18 protein-coding genes are annotated in these 18,861 nt (G+C 49.8%); 16 read left to right on the top strand and 2 right to left on the bottom strand.

The features are described from left to right. Positions 1 to 22 precede the first annotated feature (22 nt). The 9 genes from purM to DW739_RS04510 all read left to right on the top strand — a co-directional run bounded on the left by purM (position 23) and on the right by DW739_RS04510 (position 8,052). Positions 23 to 1,054 (top strand): phosphoribosylformylglycinamidine cyclo-ligase, encoded by a 1,032-nt coding sequence (gene purM / locus DW739_RS04550; protein ID WP_118570052.1) that lies wholly within the window; start codon positions 23 to 25, stop codon positions 1,052 to 1,054. Further along, positions 1,048 to 1,641 (top strand): phosphoribosylglycinamide formyltransferase, encoded by a 594-nt coding sequence (gene purN, locus DW739_RS04545; RefSeq protein ID WP_118467813.1) that lies wholly within the window; start codon positions 1,048 to 1,050, stop codon positions 1,639 to 1,641. Before purM ends, purN begins: the two co-directional genes overlap by 7 nt. 10 nt (positions 1,642 to 1,651) lie before the next feature. Further along, complete coding sequence (purD, locus tag DW739_RS04540) at positions 1,652 to 2,926, top strand: phosphoribosylamine--glycine ligase (RefSeq protein ID WP_118742686.1); 1,275 nt, start codon at positions 1,652 to 1,654, stop codon at positions 2,924 to 2,926. Positions 2,927 to 3,116: 190 nt separating this feature from the next. Further along, positions 3,117 to 3,656 (top strand): rubrerythrin, encoded by a 540-nt coding sequence (gene rbr, locus DW739_RS04535; RefSeq protein ID WP_118742685.1) that lies wholly within the window; start codon positions 3,117 to 3,119, stop codon positions 3,654 to 3,656. Positions 3,657 to 4,201: 545 nt separating this feature from the next. Then, the gene (locus tag DW739_RS04530) at positions 4,202 to 5,296 is read left to right on the top strand and encodes an NlpC/P60 family protein (RefSeq protein WP_182427931.1); all 1,095 of its coding nucleotides are present in this window, start codon (positions 4,202 to 4,204) and stop codon (positions 5,294 to 5,296) included. A 36-nt stretch (positions 5,297 to 5,332) separates the two neighbouring features. Next, positions 5,333 to 5,788, top strand: a complete 456-nt coding sequence (locus tag DW739_RS04525; protein WP_118742683.1) for a ribonuclease Z — start codon at positions 5,333 to 5,335, stop codon at positions 5,786 to 5,788. Positions 5,789 to 5,953: 165 nt separating this feature from the next. Then, positions 5,954 to 7,042, top strand: coding sequence for a DNA/RNA non-specific endonuclease (locus DW739_RS04520; protein WP_118742721.1), 1,089 nt, complete (start codon positions 5,954 to 5,956; stop codon positions 7,040 to 7,042). Between the two features lie 17 nt (positions 7,043 to 7,059). After that, positions 7,060 to 7,269 carry an EamA family transporter gene (locus DW739_RS04515; protein WP_182427930.1) on the top strand — a complete coding sequence of 70 codons (210 nt, stop codon included), beginning with the start codon at positions 7,060 to 7,062 and terminating at the stop codon, positions 7,267 to 7,269. 318 nt (positions 7,270 to 7,587) lie between these two features. Continuing rightward, positions 7,588 to 8,052 carry an Hsp20/alpha crystallin family protein gene (locus DW739_RS04510; protein WP_022359203.1) on the top strand — a complete coding sequence of 155 codons (465 nt, stop codon included), beginning with the start codon at positions 7,588 to 7,590 and terminating at the stop codon, positions 8,050 to 8,052. A gap of 150 nt (positions 8,053 to 8,202) precedes the next feature. Here DW739_RS04510 and DW739_RS04505 read toward each other — a convergent pair whose 3' ends face one another. Beyond that, positions 8,203 to 8,772 (bottom strand): hypothetical protein, encoded by a 570-nt coding sequence (locus tag DW739_RS04505; protein WP_118293599.1) that lies wholly within the window; start codon positions 8,770 to 8,772, stop codon positions 8,203 to 8,205. Positions 8,773 to 8,990: 218 nt separating this feature from the next. Continuing rightward, complete coding sequence (locus tag DW739_RS04500) at positions 8,991 to 10,241, bottom strand: cell wall hydrolase (RefSeq protein ID WP_243023726.1); 1,251 nt, start codon at positions 10,239 to 10,241, stop codon at positions 8,991 to 8,993. 403 nt (positions 10,242 to 10,644) lie between these two features. Here DW739_RS04500 and pfkB point away from each other — a divergent pair, with 403 nt between their 5' ends. From pfkB to DW739_RS04465, 7 genes are all read left to right on the top strand, one after another. Beyond that, positions 10,645 to 11,565, top strand: coding sequence for a 1-phosphofructokinase (pfkB, locus tag DW739_RS04495; RefSeq protein WP_107000354.1), 921 nt, complete (start codon positions 10,645 to 10,647; stop codon positions 11,563 to 11,565). A 93-nt stretch (positions 11,566 to 11,658) separates the two neighbouring features. Next, positions 11,659 to 13,668 (top strand): fructose-specific PTS transporter subunit EIIC, encoded by a 2,010-nt coding sequence (locus DW739_RS04490; RefSeq protein ID WP_118628624.1) that lies wholly within the window; start codon positions 11,659 to 11,661, stop codon positions 13,666 to 13,668. Between the two features lie 94 nt (positions 13,669 to 13,762). Then, complete coding sequence (locus DW739_RS04485) at positions 13,763 to 14,020, top strand: HPr family phosphocarrier protein (RefSeq protein ID WP_118467833.1); 258 nt, start codon at positions 13,763 to 13,765, stop codon at positions 14,018 to 14,020. Between the two features lie 80 nt (positions 14,021 to 14,100). Continuing rightward, complete coding sequence (gene ptsP, locus DW739_RS04480) at positions 14,101 to 15,726, top strand: phosphoenolpyruvate--protein phosphotransferase (protein ID WP_118742719.1); 1,626 nt, start codon at positions 14,101 to 14,103, stop codon at positions 15,724 to 15,726. 80 nt (positions 15,727 to 15,806) lie between these two features. Continuing rightward, positions 15,807 to 16,553 (top strand): DeoR/GlpR family DNA-binding transcription regulator, encoded by a 747-nt coding sequence (locus DW739_RS04475; protein WP_118742681.1) that lies wholly within the window; start codon positions 15,807 to 15,809, stop codon positions 16,551 to 16,553. Positions 16,554 to 16,802: 249 nt separating this feature from the next. Next, entirely contained in the window at positions 16,803 to 17,618 is an 816-nt protein-coding gene (locus DW739_RS04470) for a MoxR family ATPase (protein WP_118672613.1), read from the top strand. Beyond that, the gene (locus DW739_RS04465; protein ID WP_118742680.1) at positions 17,608 to 18,801 is read left to right on the top strand and encodes a VWA domain-containing protein; all 1,194 of its coding nucleotides are present in this window, start codon (positions 17,608 to 17,610) and stop codon (positions 18,799 to 18,801) included. Before DW739_RS04470 ends, DW739_RS04465 begins: the two co-directional genes overlap by 11 nt. Positions 18,802 to 18,861 lie beyond the last annotated feature (60 nt).

The raw sequence follows: 18,861 nt of genomic DNA, 5'->3' as shown, positions 1-18,861 counted from the left end.
CAAGGACATACGGAGGAAAACCATGGATTACAAGAATTCCGGAGTAGATATTGAGGCTGGTTATAAGTCGGTAGAACTGATGAAAGAGCATGTAAAGAAAACGATGCGTGAGGAAGTGCTGGGAGGTCTGGGCGGCTTTGCCGGTGCATTCTCCCTGGCAAAGATTAAAGAGATGGAAGAGCCGGTTCTCTTATCTGGTACGGACGGCTGTGGTACCAAGGTAAAACTGGCGATCATCATGGACAAGCATGACACGATCGGTATCGACGCGGTTGCGATGTGTGTCAACGACATTGCATGTGCAGGTGGCGAGCCGCTGTTTTTCCTGGACTATATTGCCTGCGGCAAGAACTATCCGGAAAAGATCGCGGATATCGTAAAAGGCGTTGCAGAAGGCTGCTTACAGTCGGAGGCAGCTCTGATCGGCGGCGAGACAGCCGAGCATCCGGGACTGATGCCGGAGGAAGATTATGATCTGGCTGGTTTTGCTGTCGGCGTGGTTGATAAAAAAGACATGATTACCGGCGAAAACCTGAAACCGGGTGATGTACTGATCGGTATGGCATCCACCGGCGTTCACAGCAATGGTTTCTCCCTGGTCCGCAAGGTATTTGAGAAGGAACTCAACAAAGAGGGACTGGAGACCTACTATGAGGAGTTGGGAACCACGCTTGGCGAGGCACTTCTGGCACCGACCCGTATCTATGTAAAGGCGCTGAAAGCAGTGAAGAATGCGGGCGTGACTGTGAAAGCGTGCAGCCATATCACAGGCGGCGGCTTCTATGAGAATGTTCCGCGTATGCTGAAAGACGGCGTCCGCGCAGTCATCAAGAAAGACAGCTATCAGATTCCGCCGATCTTCGGTATGCTGGCGAAGAAAGGCGATATCGAGGAGCACATGATGTACAATACCTACAATATGGGTATCGGCATGGTTGTAGCAGTCGATGCGGCTGATGCAGAGCGTGCGATGGAGGCAATGAAGTCCGCTGGCGATACACCGTACATCATCGGTTCTATTGAGGCAGGAGAAAAGGGAGTAACATTATGCTAAGAGTCGTTGTAATGGTGTCTGGCGGCGGTACAAATCTGCAGGCAATCCTGGATGCGGTTGATAACGGCAAGATCACGAACGCAGAGGTTGTAGCGGTTATCAGCAACAATGAGGGCGTTTATGCGATTGAGCGCGCGAAAAAACACGGTGTCCCAGCGTTTGTTGTGACTCCGAAGGCGTATGAGACGCGAGATGCATTCGATGAGGCGCTTTTAGAGACCGTCAAGGCGTGTAAGCCGGATCTCATCGTTCTGGCTGGATTTCTTGTGAAGATTCCGGCGGCGATGATCGAGGCATACAGAAATAAAATTATCAATATCCACCCGTCCCTGATTCCGTCCTTCTGTGGCGTCGGCTATTATGGACTGAAGGTGCATGAGGCGGCACTGGCGCGCGGCGTCAAGGTGACGGGCGCGACGGTTCACTATGTGGATGAGGGAACCGATACCGGTCCGATCCTCTTCCAGAAAGCCGTAGAGGTGCAGCCGGATGATACGCCGAAGACGCTGCAGCAGCGCGTGATGGAACAGGCAGAGTGGGTACTGCTTCCGCAGGCGATCGATGCGATTGCAAACGGAAGAATATAAGGAGAAGAACATGAAAGTTTTAATCGTTGGCAGCGGCGGACGTGAGCATGCGATCGCATGGAAAGTGGCTCAGAGTCCGAAGGTAGATAAAATTTATTGTGCACCGGGCAATGCGGGAATCGCAGAGTATGCAGAGTGTGTGCCGATCAGTGCAATGGAATTTGATAAGCTGGCGGCATTTGCGAAAGAGCATGAGGTTGATCTGACCGTGATTGGCATGGACGATCCGCTGGTTGGCGGTATCGTGGATGTGTTCGAGGCACAGGGATTGCGTGTATTTGGACCGAGAAAAAATGCGGCGATTCTGGAAGGATCGAAGGCATTTTCCAAGGATCTGATGAAGAAATACAACATTCCGACCGCAGCCTATGAGACTTTTACCGATCCGCACAAGGCGCTGGAATACTTACAGACCGCTAAGATGCCGATCGTTTTGAAAGCAGATGGTCTGGCACTTGGAAAAGGTGTTCTGATCTGCAATACTTTAGAAGAAGCAGAGGCAGGCGTCAAGGAGATCATGGAGGACAAGAAGTTTGGTTCTGCCGGCAATCAGATGGTTATCGAGGAGTTTATGACAGGACGCGAGGTTTCTGTCCTTTCCTTCGTCGATGGCGATACGATCCGCATTATGACCTCCTCCCAGGATCACAAGCGGGCGCTGGACGGCGATCAGGGCTTAAATACAGGCGGTATGGGAACCTTCTCGCCAAGCCCGTTCTACACAAAAGAAGTAGACGAATTCTGCAAAAAGTACATCTATCAGCCGTCGGTTGACGCGATGAAGAAGGAAGGACGTACCTTCAAGGGCATCATTTTCTTCGGTCTGATGCTGACCGAAGATGGTCCGAAGGTGCTGGAATACAATGCGCGTTTCGGCGATCCAGAGACACAGGTTGTCCTGCCGCGCATGAAGAACGATATCGTGGAAGTCTTTGAGGCATGTATCGACGGAACTCTGGATCAGATTGAGCTTGAATTTGAGGACAATGCGGCAGTCTGTGTTGTTCTGGCGTCGGATGGTTATCCGGTGAAATATGAAAAGGGCTTCAAGATTCACGGTCTGGAGAAATTCAAAGACACGGACGGTTACTATGTATTCCATGCAGGCACGAAGTTCGATGCAGACGGCGATATCGTGACAAATGGCGGTCGAGTGCTGGGCGTTACTGCAAAGGGCAAAGACCTGAAAGAGGCGCGCGCCAACGCATACAAGGCGACCGAGTGGATCGATTTCGCTAACAAATATATGCGCCATGATATCGGGCATGCGATTGATGAGGCGTAGGGGAAGCGGTAGGTAGTAGATTCCTATTTAGAAAAGAAACGGGGATATCAGATTTGAACGTCTGATATCCCTGTTTTTGTCTGGATGTTGGAAAAAAATGCTTTTGAAAAACATATTAAAAACATTCAAGCGTGCTATAATAGAAAGAAAAGATGAACTGTTTTCATGCAATTAAAAGGAGGACAATGCAATGGCTAACAAATATGCAGGAACCCAGACGGAAAAGAACCTGAGGGAGGCTTTTTCCGGTGAATCACAGGCAAGAAATAAATATACCTATTTTGCATCCAAGGCAAAAAAAGATGGATTTGAGCAGATTTCCGCCCTTTTTTTAAAGACCGCAGACAATGAGAAAGAACACGCAAAGATGTGGTTTAAGGAATTAAAGGGTCTGGGAAATACCGCAGAGAATCTGGCATCTGCTGCAGAAGGCGAGAATTATGAGTGGACAGATATGTACGATGGATTTGCCAAGACTGCTGAGGAAGAAGGGTTCCCGGAACTGGCAGCGAAATTCCGTATGGTAGCGGAGATTGAAAAGCACCATGAAGAGCGCTACCGTGCCCTGCTTCACAATGTGGAAGCACAGGAAGTATTTAAGAAGAGCGAAGTGAAGGTATGGGAATGCCGCAACTGCGGTCATATCGTAGTAGGCGAGAAAGCACCGGAAGTCTGTCCGGTATGCGCACATCCGCAGGCTTATTTCGAGATCCATGCGGAGAATTACTAAATCTGGGGATCAATCGTGGAAGCAGATGCCTTTTGTGGGAATGTGAGACGCAAGAGGTAGTTCTGGATTTGGTATGTGATTGAGTATCAGTAATGTGAGTTAGAGTGGATATGCCATGGACGGCGAGGATCTGATGGATTTGCTGGTCAGTCAGCTGGGGGCACTTTCGGAAACGACGAGACGACAGCTGGGGGGCTGCCGATTCCTTATTGTGTATAAAAAAGGAAGATGCATCATATAAAAGATACGAAAATTAAGCAGGCTGTTTTGGATCAGTTCATATGAGATCGTCTTTTTTATCATTCGCACCAGATGTTTCGAAGGAACAATGCCAGGCAGAGCATTGGATCGATATAGAAAATGTGTCAGAATCAGTAAAAATGACGCCGGAAGAAATTGAAAATTTGAATGCACGGATTTTACGGACATATGGAACGGAAATGCATGATTTGAAAAATGAAGCCTTTGCCAAAGAAGAGAGAGTTGTTTATGATAAATGGTGTGGAAATTTCTTATCATTTGGGATACAGGGGATAAATTGGACTGTGCGTGATGCTCAAAATTCCGTGAATAAAAATGTTCATATCAAATATGGAATCGCGACTTCACAGGGGTTGATCAAACAGTTTCCGATGGAGACTTTTTTAGCCGATGAGGAGGATCCATCCGATCCGGAGTGGGATGAGGCAGCACTTTGTCTCTGTATGGTCGGGGAACCGCTTTTGATTTTGGGTTCGGTGCAGGAGGAGAGTTATCTGTATGTTCGGAATGAATGCAGCGAGGGCTGGATATCGGCAGAGTCGGTGGCAGTCTGTCGGAACCGGGCGGAATGGCTGATGGCGGCATTTCCGATCCATCCGTTAGTAGTGACAGGGGATATGGTCTGGCTGGAAGCAAGTGCAGTCTATCCGGGAACCAGTGCATACCGGCTTCGGATGGGGACGGTGTTGGAATTGTGCGTGGAAGAAGGAATCCCAGAGATAAAAGAAACAATAGAAACAAACAGAAAAAAAGGGACAGGAGCGGTAATAGAGACAACAGAAGCACAGGCAGAACAGAGGGTACAGAACAGACTGTCTTGGAATAATTACATCGTCTGGCTTCCATGCCGCGCCCCGGATGGCAGTTTCTTCCGGCAAAAAGGATTGATTCCGATGAGCCGGGACGTATCGGTGGGATATTTGAGCTTGACAAATGAGGAGATTATTAAACAGGCGTTCAAGTGTCTGGGAGACCGCTACGGCTGGGGCGGAATGCTGGAAAGCCGGGATTGTTCTTCCTATATCCGGGAGGTGTACCGCTGTTTTGGATGGATCCTGCCTCGCAATACGACCGGGCAGTTGCAGATGCCAGTTCGAAAAATAGAGCTGGCGGGGCGGCGCTGCTCAGAAAAAAAGCAGATTTTAAAAGTATTAGAACCGGGCACACTTCTATATTTTCCGGGACATGTGATGATGTATCTGGGATATGAGAATGGCAATTTTTATGTCATAAACGATGTGAGCAGGCTGGTAAAAGAAGGAGAAACGATGCCGGTGCGTGTACGATCGGTGATTGTCAACACGCTGGCAGTCAGGCGTCCCAATCTGCGGACCTGGATGGAGGAGCTGACGCTTGCTTTGATTCCTTGGGAAACATGAAGCGTACAGCAGATAGAAAAAGGGAGAAAAAGAGAGATGAAGATAATTGTATGTGTGGATAATCAGAACGGCATGATGTTCAATCACAGACGGCAGAGCCAGGACCGCGTGCTTAGAAAGCGTATTCTGGAGCTGACAGGTGGGAAAAAACTGTGGATGAATGCATACAGCCAGAAACAGTTTTTACAGGTGAATGGAAATATGCCGAAAGAACAGGAACAATCCGGGCAACTGGGGCAATCCGGGCAGATTCAGGCAGATGAAGAGTTTTTGGAAAAGGCGGGGCCGGGAGAGTACTGTTTTGTCGAGGACAAGGATGTTGTTCCGTATGAGAGCCGGATCGAAGAAGTGATTCTTTGTCATTGGAACCGGGATTATCCGGCAGATATGTATTTTAAGATGGATCTGGGCAGCTGGAAGCTGGCAGAAACGCAGGAATATGCGGGTTCCTCGCATGAGAAAATCACAGAAGAGCGGTATGTGCGCAGGTAAAAAATATACATAAAAAGTAAGTACAATATAAAAGAGTAAGAAAAACATAAAAAACAAGTCAAATATAAAAAAGAGCCGGTTCTGCACCTGAAAATCAGGCGCCAGAACGCACAAATCTACATGGCTCTGAAAGGGATAGGCTTAAACGGAAAGGCAGAAATTCATATGAGAAAATTGAAAATGTGGCTTCTGGGGCTGGCTGCAGCGGCGATGCTGTCTGTTTCAGCGTGCGCGCAGGAGATTCCAGAGGGAAGTCTGAATGGAAACGGAAGTGTCAGCGCGGAGGAAAATCAGGCGGAAAGTGCGGACGGAGATTCGCAGGTGGTGTCATCGTCAGAAAATGGTGGAAACCGTGTATCTTCTGCTTCGGGAACGTCATTTAATCTGGCGGATGTACCGGCATATTCCGGTCAGCCGTATGTGGCAGTCAATGGAAATGTGCCGTATTTTACCGATGCGGACCTGACGGATGTATCATTTGAGAGTTACAGTGATCTGGACAGCCTGGGGCGCTGCGGCGTGGCATATGCTTCGGTTTCGCAGGACACGATGCCGACGGAGAAGCGCGGCTCGATCGGGGAAGTCAAGCCGGCGGGCTGGCATACGGCGAAGTATGACAATGTGGATGGAAAGTATCTCTATAACCGCTGTCATCTGATCGGCTACCAGCTTACGGCGGAGAATGCCAATGTCAAAAACCTGATTACCGGAACCCGCTATCTGAACGTACAGGGAATGCTGCCATTTGAAAATCTGACAGCCGATTATGTGAAAGAAACCGGAAACCATGTCATGTACCGCGTAACGCCGGTTTTTGAGGGCAATAATCTGGTTGCCTCCGGCGTCCTGATGGAGGCGGAATCCGTCGAGGATCAGGGCGAGGGAGTGCTGTTCTGCGTGTACGTCTATAATGTCCAGCCGGGTATTGCGATCGATTATGCGACAGGAGAAAGCTGGGCGGACGGTTCTGGAAGTGCGGGAAGCACAGCCGGACAGGGAACGGCTGGAAATGGCAGCAGCCAGAATCAATCGGCTGGATCGGGAGCAGCTGGTTCGTCGGGAGGCGGCGCTGGATCCTCTGGAAGCAGCGCGACGGTTCAGACCTACATTCTCAATACCAACTCGAAAAAATTTCATCTTCCAAGCTGCACATCTGTCACCCAGATGAAGGCGGCAAACCGGCAGGAATTTACCGGTACGCGCGATGAAGTGATTGCAGATGGATATGAACCATGTAAGAACTGCAATCCCTGATAAAACAGAGATGCAAAGTGTCTCGGTTGTGCTGTGTATGGAAAGAATCGGATGAGAACACGGTTAAGGGAGTTTCTTTGACGGGACCGGTGCGCGCTTCGGTGCTTGCCTGCCTGGAACCGCTGACGGCGGCGTGCCTGTCGGCGGTCTGGCTGAATTCCGTTTTTACACCGGCAGAGTTGATTGGATTCGTATGTATTCTGGCGACGGTTTTGATTATGAAATAGTATAAGAATAATATTAGAGATTTACTTTTTTAACAACACTTTGCAAGAATTCTCCTATCCTCTTTAGTGTGGCAGTATCAATAGAGAGAAAAAGGATTGACAATTTCACAAAATATTCACAAATAATTAGCACTCACCTCTTGACAGTGCTAACGGAAAGTGCTATAACATAGCCAGAACGAAGGAAGAGGAACAAAGAGGAAGCAAAAAGAAAGGGTTGAGCGCTTCCGGGAATGTTCCCAGACCGTCCCGGTTCCGAAAATGTTGGTTATAAACATAATGAACAGCTAGTAAGCTGAAAAAAAGGAGAGATGACTTATGTTAATGCCGAGTATTTTTGGAGAAAATTTGTTTGATGATTTCTTTAATGATTTTCCGTTTTATGATGATAACGCCGGACAGAAGATAGAGAAAAAGCTGTATGGACGCCATGGACAGAACCTGATGAAGACCGATATCAAGGAAATGGAAGATGGCTATGAGCTGGAGATGGATCTGCCGGGATTTAAGAAAGAAGAGATTTCGATTTCCCTGGAAGATGGTAATCTGACGATTCAGGCTGCGAAGGGACTGGATGAGGACGAGAAGGAGAAAAAGTCCGGTCGTTACATCCGCAGAGAGCGTTACGCAGGTTCCTGTGCGAGAAGCTTCTATGTCGGTGATGATATAACAGAGGAAGATATCAAGGCGGAATTTAAGCATGGTATTTTGAAGATTTTTGTTCCGAAGAAAGAAGCAAAACCGGAAGTCGAGCAGAAAAAATATATTGCGATTGAAGGATAATGTAGAAGAAGCAGTCAGCCGGATTGATGGATGCAGTTGTCTGGCTGTAACGTAGAAAAGAGCGCTGCGGCACTCATGGAGCGGTTTTACCAGAAATGGAAAGCCGGTTTGTGAGTGTTGCGGCGCTCTTTTTCACTATTTTATATCTGATTAGTAGTTAATACCTGTGATACCGATAGATCCCTCTTTGTCCAGACCAAAGGTAACTGCCGGTTTACCGGATGGATCGCCTACGATGAAACCTGCCTTGGTCAGTTCGGTGGAAGAAACATCGGCTGTCTTGACTGCCTCAATCAGCGCGTCGGTAAATACCTTGTCTGCGTCGAGAGCCATAAATTCAGTTCTGTTATTTACGACAATCCCGTCATCGATGCCGATGTAGGACGGATAGACAAGCAGCTCGGCTAAATCGTTCATATTTTTATTGGCGATGATGCTTTGAAGGGATCTGGCAAAACCACGGTAAAGTTCTGTGATTTCTTTTTCGCTCAGAGTCTCGTCTTCTGCATAATCTGCATCCGTTGTCTGGGCGGTTTCTTTTTCTCCGGCAGTAGTTGTTTCGCTGGCATCGCTGCTTTCTGCTGATGTATCGTTTTCCTGTGTGGATTCAGCGGCAGTTGTTTCAGCCGTGGTTGTTTCAGACGGCTGGCTGGAGCAGGCGGTCATGCTGGCGGCTGCGATGAGAGTGGAAACCATCAAGGTATAAATTGATTTTCTCATAATTTCCTCCATTTGCAATTAATGGACTCCCGGAAGCTTTCTGTGCTTAATGTTGTAAGATGATTTGCAGGAAAGACTCCGAGAGTACCTATCAATAAGGTATGGACAGTAGGTGTCCTCTGCCTGTATGTTTTGCTGATATGATTATCATATCATAAGGCGATGGGAATGTATATGAGGTTTAATGTAATGCGTTTAAATCCGCCTTTTTTAGCCTTTTATTTTTTATAGAAACAATTCCCACCAACCACCTGATAGCTGGAGTAGCTGTCGTAGTTTGCTGATTTGGTCGAGGTAAAATAAAGGTAGTCGCCTATCTGATTCTCCCCGGCGAGCGCTGCCTTTGCCGCCTTGGTGGCAGTAGAGGACGGTCCTCTATCGAGATATTTGTCAAGCAGGCCGGAGGTCGCGCCTGGGAACTGTCCGTCCGCGTAGATGACGCTGGAGATGGATTTGCCCCATTTGCCAGATTTGACGCGGTTGACGATCAGACTTCCGACTGCCAGATAGCTTTCATAGGATCCTCCGTTGGCTTCCATCGTGAGGCAGGCGGAGAGCAGATAAACGTCGCTCTCGGAGGCGGAGACCACGTAGGACGATTTAGCGGCTGGTGCAGCCGTGCTCTTTTTCGAAGAGCTTCCAGAATTTCCAGATTTTCCCGAAGTCTGGGAGGAACCTTTAGCCGCGTTTGCTTCTGCCTGCGATTTCGCGGCTGCAATCTGGGCTTCCTCGGCGGCTCTGGATGCCTGCTCAGCTTCTTCAGCAGCCTGCCGTGCCGCCTCCAGCGCAGCCATCTCAGCCTCAATGCTGATTGCGCGTCCTGGCTTGACGCTGATTGTGACATAATCAGAAGAAACGTAACCGGAGGTGTCAACGGAAAGCTGGATTTTGACCCATCCAGTTTCCTGACTCAGTACAGGATAGTAGTCTTCCGCGGCAGCCAGACCGACGATGGCAGAATCCGTGCTGGCTTCCTCACGTACATGGAGTGTCTGTGTGCTGACGGTAGCGATATAGAGACCGAGCTCTTTGGCGAGCGGCTTGATATCATCGCCAAATACAAGATAATCGTCCTTGAGCCATCCCTCCAGCCCACCGGAGCGGATTTTTGTCCAGCCATTTTTGCGTTTTAAAATGGTACCGCCGCCTCCGCGGAAGCAGGTGCCGAGTACCTTGGCATCTGTATCTGGTTTTTCTCTCAGGTTCAGCGCATCATCCACATTGGCGACCGCGAGATTTTCATACGGATCGATCGGCTTTTCTTCTTTGATTTTGGCTTTCGCCGTACTTTTAGTATCGGTGCCGGTCTGATGACTGTTTTTTAAGGTGCTGGAAGAAGCAATGGAAGGATCAGAGCCGGCGTTGTTCTTCTTATCAGAAGGTTTAGAGAGGCATAGAAATGCCAGCAGAGCCGCCCCGGCCACAATAAAAAGGATCAGGAAATAGATCGCCATCATTGTTTTATCCATTTTTTTGCGCCTGGAAGAAGCAGGTTTCAAAGGGGAATCGTTCATATCGTATATCCTTTCTGATATAAAAACATCTTGGAAATATTACAAAGATATTACAAAATTCTTCATTTACTATAGCAAATGGGGAAATCCTTGTCAACAAAGGCGGATTTTACGATTAGAAGAGGAGATGAAGCTGAGTAAAAATGATGTTTTTGGAAACACTATTCCATCAGTGACAGCAATCGTTTCGCCGGAATTCACACGAAACAATCAATCAAAAACAATCATAAAAAATCAAAATTGTGCAATATAACCCAAAAAGAGGCAGTATGTTTGTGAATAAGTTTGATTGATTTTGAATGAAAATGATTTTATAATACAGTCAGAATCAATCAAGATAAGAAAGGAATGAAGGCTTATGATTTATACGGTAACCTTTAATCCATCGTTAGATTATATTGTGTCAGTGAGCGATTTTAAGCTCGGACTGACCAACCGGACGGATTCGGAGCTTTTGCTTCCGGGCGGAAAGGGAATCAATGTTTCGACGGTCCTTCAAAACCTTGGAATTGCCAATACGGCGTTTGGCTTTACTGCCGGGTTTGTCGGCGAGGAGGTTCGGAAGGAAGTGGAGCAGCTGGGCGTGAAAGCCGAGTTTATTTCCCTGGATGAGGGAGTCTCCCGCATCAACCTGAAGCTGAAATCCATCGACGGGACTGAGATCAACGGTCGGGGACCGAGGATTCCGCGGGAAGCGGTGGATGCGCTGATGACCCAGCTTGACCGGCTGGGGGCGGATGATACGTTGGTGCTGGCTGGAAGTATTCCAGCGTCGATGCCGGATGATATTTATCAGAAGATTATGGAGCGCCTGGATGGCAGGGACGTCCGGATTGTTGTGGACGCGACCAAGGATCTGCTGCTCAATGTGCTGGGACACCATCCATTTTTAATCAAACCGAACAATCATGAACTGGGAGACATTTTCGGCGTGAAGCTCTCGGAGCGGGAGGAAGTTGTTCCGTATGCGAAGAAGCTGCAGGAAAAAGGTGCGGTCAACGTGCTGGTTTCGATGGCAGGCAAGGGCGCGGTTCTTCTGGCGGAGGATGGAAGCGTCTATGCGGCGGAAGCACCGAAGGGAACCTTGAAAAATGGTGTCGGAGCCGGAGATTCGATGGTAGCCGGTTTCCTGGCCGGATACGGGGAGAGCGGAGATTATGAACACGCCTTCCGCATGGGACTGGCAGCTGGAAGCGCGAGCGCCTTTTCGGAGCAGCTGGCGACGAAGGATGAGATAAAGAAAGTGTATGAGACCTGTAAAATCACAAAAATCGGATGAGGTTGTATGCAGACATTTTTGAAGCTGGCAGAATGTACTGCCGGATATGCAATGCATACCTGACATTCGGGCATAAATAGGGAGGCAACAGATATGAAGATTACTGATTTACTGGATCCGAGAAGTATATCGCTGGATGCGGCACCCACCAGCAAATCGGAGACACTGGACAAGGCGGTAGAGCTGATGGCGGCGAGCGGAAAGCTGTCGGATGTCGAAGCATTCCGCAAGCAGGTTTATGCGAGAGAAGAAGAGAGCACGACCGGTATCGGCGAGGGGATTGCAATTCCTCATGGAAAATGTGATGCGGTCAAAAAGCCGGGGCTGGCGGCGATGGTCATCAAAAATGGCGTGGATTTCGACTCCCTGGACGGCGAACCGGTCACTCTGCTGTTTCTGATTGCAGCGCCAAATACAAAAGATAACGTACATCTGGATGTGTTGAGCAAGCTTTCCGTTCTCATGATGGACGAGAATTTCTCAGATTCCCTGCGAAATGCCTCTTCGGTGGAAGACTTTCTTTCCATTATTGATAAGGCAGATGCAGAACAGGCAGGCATCGATGAGAGACTGGCGGCTGATTCCGTCGAAGAAGCGGCAGATACAAATGGAGAGAATGCCGCACAGGCAGGTGGTCAGGAGATTCAGGCGCAAAAAGCGGGTGCAGAGACGGAAAAGACAGCCGGACCGAAGATCTTAGCGGTTACTTCCTGTCCGACCGGTATCGCGCACACCTACATGGCAGCCGAAGGCCTGGAAAAAGCGGCACGCGCGAAGGGCTGGAAGATCAAAGTTGAGACGCGCGGTTCAGCCGGAGCAAAAAATGTGCTGACGGCACAGGAGATCGAGGCGGCGGACTGCATCATCGTGGCAGCGGACGCACAGGTGCCGATGGATCGGTTTGACGGAAAACGAGTGATCGAATGTCAGGTTTCGGACGGTATCAGCAAGGCACCGGAGCTTTTGGAGCGCGCGGCGTCCGGGGAGGTACCGGTTTACCACGCAGCATCATCTGGAAGCAGCAGCCCGGCAAAGGCAGCCTCTGGCGGCAAATCGGGCAGTGTCGGACACCAGATTTACACGCAGCTGATGAATGGTGTCTCCCACATGCTTCCATTTGTAGTCGGCGGCGGCATCCTGATTGCGATTGCGTTTCTGATTGATGGTTTTAGTGTGGATATGAATGCACTTCCGCTCGACCAGCGTGTAAACTTTGGTACGATTACCCCGCTGGCGGCATGGTTTAAAAATGTCGGCGGTGTGGCATTTGGCTTTATGCTCCCGATTCTGGCTGGTTTCATCGCGATGGCGATCGGAGACCGCCCGGCGCTGGCAGTCGGTTTTGTCGGCGGCATGATTGCTTCTCAGGGAAAATCAGGTTTCCTTGGCGCCCTGGCGGCAGGTTTTATTGCCGGATATCTGATTCTGGCGCTTCGGAAAGCGTGCGAGAATCTTCCAGAGGCACTGGAAAAGATTGCTCCGGTCCTGATTTACCCGGTTGTGGGCGTCCTGCTCATCGGACTGGTTATGAGCTTCGTCGTAGAGCCGGTCATGGGCGCGATCAATATGGCGTTAAACAATGGTCTGAGCAGCATGGGTGGTTCGAGTAAGCTGATTCTTGGTTTTGTGCTGGCGGCGATGATGGCGATCGACATGGGCGGTCCATTCAACAAGGCGGCATATGTATTTGGTACGGCGGCAATCGCCTCCGGCAACTACGATGTGATGGCAGCTGTTATGATTGGCGGTATGACACCGCCGTGTGCGATTGCGCTGGCAACAATGCTGTTTAAGAAGAAATTTACAAAGGAAGAGCGCGAGGCAGGACCGACCAACTTCATCATGGGTCTGGCATTTATCACGGAGGGCGCGATTCCATTTGCAGCGTCCGATCCGGTACACGTGCTTCCAGCCTGCATCGTCGGTTCGGGTGTTGCGGGAGCGATGAGCATGTTATTTAACTGCACACTGATGGCGCCGCATGGCGGAATCTTCGTATTCCCAGTCATGGGAAATCCGCTGTTCTATCTGCTGGCACTGGTGGTTGGCATGGCGATCTCGACGGTACTCTTAGGAGTTCTCAAGAAGAATGTAGAAGAATAGATAAATAATTTTTTTTGACGGAATGTGAATCTTTATTAGAAATTTTTTGGTCAAATCAATCAAAATAGGTTATAATGAGAAGGAGAACATCATCATGAAAGAGTTTAAATATACCATTACAGACCCGGAAGGAATCCACGCACGCCCGGCAGGTGAACTGGTAAAGGCGGCAAAACAGTTTACGAGTACGATCAAACTGACGAAAGACGGAAAGAGCGGCGACTGCAAAAAGATTTTCGGTATCATGGGACTGGCAGTAAAGAACGGGCAGGAAGTAACCCTGACCTTTGAGGGTGAGGATGAAGAAGCAGCTTATGAGGCAGTCAGCCAGTTTATGAAGGAAAATATGTAGTTTAACAAAGATGCCGCGATGTAAGGGATTATTACATGGCGGCATTTTTCGACAATGGATCAATGGAAAGGGGAATGGTCATGCAGACGTATCGTGGAAAAAGTGTATTTGGCGGTGTTGCAGTTGGAAAAATATGTGTGTATCAGAAAGGCGAGCAGACCGTAAAGCGGACGAAAATAGAGAATGCAGAGCAGGAAAAAGCGCGGTTTAATGCGGCAGTTCAGGAGTCCATCCACCAGCTCGGCGAGTTGTATGAAAAGGCGGTAAAAGAAGTTGGCGAGGCGAATGCGGCGATTTTTGAGATTCACCAGATCATGCTGGAGGACGAGGACTATCTGGACGCGGTTCAGAATATCATCGATACGCAGAAGGTCAATGCCGAGTATGCGGTTGCGGTGACCGGTGACAATTTCGCCCAGATGTTTGCGGCGATGGAGGACGAATATATGCGCGGGCGCGCGGCGGATGTCAAAGATATTTCGGAGCGGATTGTGCGCGTTCTGTCCGGAGGCGCAGGTCAGGGCATCCATACGGACGAGCCGGTGATTATTCTGGCAGATGATTTAGCACCGTCAGAGACGGTACAGCTTGAAAAGGACAAGGTGCTATCCTTTGTGACGGTACACGGTTCCGTCAATTCCCACACGGCGATCCTGGCGCGTACGATGAGCATTCCGGCTCTGATCGGAACGGACGTGGCGCTCGATGAGACGGTAGATGGGAAATTTGCGATTGTGGATGGTACGAACGGAGTCCTGTATGTGGAACCGGATGAGGAGACATTGGAAACAATGCGCCGCCGGCAGCGGGAGGAACAGGAGAAGAAAGAACTGCTGCAAACACTGAAAGGGCGCGAAACAGTCACTCTGGATGGCAAGAAGATCCGCCTGTATGCGAACATTGGCAACAGCAAGGATCTGGCGTCGGTCATTCAGAACGATGCGGCGGGCATCGGATTGTTCCGCAGCGAATTTTTGTATCTGGAAAAAGAAACATTTCCGACGGAGGAGGAGCAGTTCCAGGTATATAAACAGGTAGCGGAAACGATGGCGGGCAAACCGGTCATTATCCGCACGCTGGACATCGGCGCGGACAAGCAGTGCGATTATTTTGAACTGAAAAAAGAGGAAAATCCGGCGATGGGCTGCCGGGCGATCCGTATCTGCCTGACAAGACCGGAGATTTTCAAGACACAGATTCGCGCGCTGTTTCGGGCAAGTGCCTATGGCAATCTCCAGATCATGTATCCGATGATCACAAGTGTCTGGGAGGTCGAGGCGATTGCGAAGATTGTCGAGGAGGTCAAGACGGAGCTGACCGCACAGAATCTCCAGTTTGGCGATCCGAAGCAGGGCATTATGATTGAAACCCCGGCGGCAGTCATGGTAAGCCGGGATCTGGCGAAAAAAGTGGACTTTTTCAGCATCGGAACGAACGACCTGACCCAGTATACGCTGGCAGTTGACCGTCAGAACCCGGAGCTGGATGCATTTTACGATCCGCACCATCCGGCGGTACTGGCGATGATCCGCATGGTTGTCGAAAATGCGCACGCTGAGGGCATCTGGGCAGGTATCTGCGGCGAATTGGGCGCGGATCTGAGTTTGACAAAAGAATTCCTGAAAATGGGTGTGGATGAGCTTTCCGTATCGCCGGGGCGTGTGCTGCCGATTCGGAAGGTCATTGTCGAAAGCAGCTGCAGTTGATAAGAATATTAAGACAGAGAGAAGTGAAAAATTGAGCTAAAAAAAGTTCAACCACAGCAGAAGATGAAAGGAAAAGAGTCATGCTGACAGAAAAAAGATACGAACTGATTTTGGAACTTCTGGATAAAAAGAGGAGTGTGACAGTTCCTGAGATTAAAGAGGTGCTGGGAGTTTCGGAATCGACGATCCGGCGGGATCTGAATGCGCTTGACAAGGCGGGGCGCCTGACCAAGGTGTTTGGCGGCGCGGTGTCCTCGGACGGGACATTTACGGGAACCGAGCCGTCAGTGGCACAGAAGATGGAATTGCAGCAGGAGGAGAAAAGGAGAATCGCCCAGTTTGCGGCGGGACTTATCCAGCCGGATGATTTTGTCTATCTGGACGCGGGCACGACGACCGGGTATATCTTAGACTATCTTCCGGCGCGCAGCGCCACGTTTGTGACGAATGCGGTATCACATGCCAAACGGCTGGCAGCCGCCGGAAACCGCGTAATTCTGATTGGCGGTGAGTTAAAGGGCACGACGGAGGCGGTCATCGGAAGTCAGGCGATCCTGATGATCCAGAGCTATCATTTTACAAAGGGATTTTTTGGAACCAACGGCGTCAGCAAGCGCCACGGTTTCACGACGCCGGATCCGAATGAGGCATTAGTCAAGCAAGAGGCGATGCGCCAGACAGAGCGCTGCTATGTGCTGGCGGACAGCCAGAAATTCGGCATGGTAAGTTCGGTGACGTTCGGGGTGTTTGAAGAAGCGACGATCCTCACGGAGACAGAGCCGCCGGAAGGATTTAGCGGCAGCAAGAATATCCGGGTGGCAAAGTAGAATAGTGAGCAGTAACAATCGTGTTTTTCTAATGAAATCCTAACATATATACGATTTGACAAACTATTAGAATATTGCTATATTTATAGAAAATCAATAGGGTGGCAAACGGGCAGGATTATGTATGACGATCGAGAGGAACGATGGATCCGAACCGATCGCAGTCAGCATGGATCCTGAATCGTTATGCTGCCCTTGTTAGTGTTTACAGTTATGTAAAAGGAGAACTTTCTAAAAGGAGAATTTACCATGCAGCAATTTCACGGCAGTGACGAATACATCGCTTCGGATGAACTGATCCGCAGCGTTAACATTGCGGCGGCGCTCAAAAAGCCGCTCTTAATCAAGGGAGAACCGGGCACTGGAAAGACGATGCTCGCGGAGGCGATTGCCAGATCCCTCGATATGGAACTTTTGATCTGGAATATTAAATCGACGACCCGCGCACAAGACGGTCTTTACGTGTACGATACGGTACAGCGTCTTTACGACAGCCAGTTTGGTGCGGATGGCGTTGATGATATTGCCAGATATATCCGCCTCGGAAAGATGGGAGAGGCATTTGAGAAGGAAAAGCAGACGGTTCTTTTGATCGATGAGATCGATAAAGCGGATCTGGAATTCCCGAACGACCTGCTCTGGGAACTTGACAAGATGGAATTTTACATTCCGGAGACGGGAAAGACTGTCAAAGCGAAGCATCGTCCGATTGTGATTATTACCTCCAATGCGGAGAAGGAGCTGCCGGATGCGTTTCTGCGCCGCTGTATCTTCCATTATATTGCATTCCCGGAGCAGCCGATGATGGAGAAGATCATCAAGGCACATTACCTGGATCTCGACCAGAAGCTGATCGACGGCGTGCTGGACGCCTTCTACCGGGTGCGCGATCTGCGCGGCCTGCAGAAGAAGCCGAGTACCTCCGAGGTGTTGGACTGGATTCAGGCGCTTGTGATCGGCGGCGTGCCGGTGGAGAAGCTGGAAAAGGAGATCCCGTTTGCGGGGGTACTCTTAAAAAAGACAGAGGATTTAAAGCTGGTGGAGAATAACCGATATGTTTACTGATTTTCTGTATCTACTCCGTTATTACGGGATGAAGACGAGCCTCAATGAGTGGAACAGCCTGATGGATGCGCTGGAAATGAACCTGAACGACGCGAGCCTGACGGAGTTTTACTATATGGCGAGGGCGGTTCTGGTCAAAAAAGAGTCCGAATATGACAAATTTGACCAGGCATTTCTGGCATATTTTAAAAATGTGCAGACGTTTGAGGAACTTCCGAAGGAGGTCTTAGACTGGCTTTCCAAGGCGCACGCGCAGACGCCGTATGATAAGGATGAGGTCGATGCGCGGTTTGCGGGACTTGATCTGGACGATATCCGTAAAATGATGGCGGAACGACTGAAAGAGCAGCATGAGCAGCACCACGGCGGCAATAAGTGGATTGGAACCGGCGGTACGTCGGCATTTGGACATTCCGGTTACAGCCCGAAGGGCATCCGCGTGGGCGGACCGGGCAAAAACCGGAGCGCGCTGCAGGTGGCGGAACAGCGGAATTACCGCGATTTCCGCGACGATGCGGTTATCCAGATCCGGCAGTTCCAGGTGGCGCTCAAAAAGCTGCGTCTTTTATCCTGCCGTGAGGATGGACCGAAAACGGAACTCAATGTGGAGAAAACGATCGAGAAGACCTGTGACGAAGGCGGACGTCTGGAGCTCGTCATGGAGCGCCCTAGAAAGAACCAGACGAAGCTCCTGCTTCTGATGGATAGCGGCGGGTCGATGTGGGCATATGCGGATCTGTGCAACCGGCTGTTCCAGGCGGTCAATCAGTCGTCCCATTTTAAGGATTTGAAGATTTATTATTTCCACAACTGTTTCTACGATCAGCTGTTTACGACGCCGTCCTGCTCCTGGCGGGATAAGATCTCGACCGAGTGGGTCTTTCACAACCTGAAACCGGAATACAAGGTAATTCTGGTCGGGGATGCGTCGATGGCGCCGTCGGAACTTCTGTACCGCGGCGGCAGTCTCGACTATTTCCACAGCAACGAACGGACGGGCATTTACTGGCTGCAGGAGATGCACCGGCGTTTTCCGTCGGCGATCTGGCTGAACCCGATGCGGGAAAATAACTGGGCATATGCCTACGGTGCGTACACGATCAGCCTGATCCGCGAGGAGATCCCGATGTTTCCGCTGACGGCGGCAGGGCTTGAGGCTGGGATTAAGGAATTGAAGAAATAAATTATGGAAGAAAGGGCGTTTCCCGATATTGACAACTAAGTAAACTTGTGCTATTATTCA

The organism is Clostridium sp. AM28-20LB (genome assembly GCF_003480665.1).
GTDB classification, from domain to species: domain Bacteria; phylum Bacillota; class Clostridia; order Lachnospirales; family Lachnospiraceae; genus Otoolea; species Otoolea fessa.
Note: the sequence above shows the minus strand (reverse complement) of the source record. Positions and strands in the feature narration are given on the sequence as shown.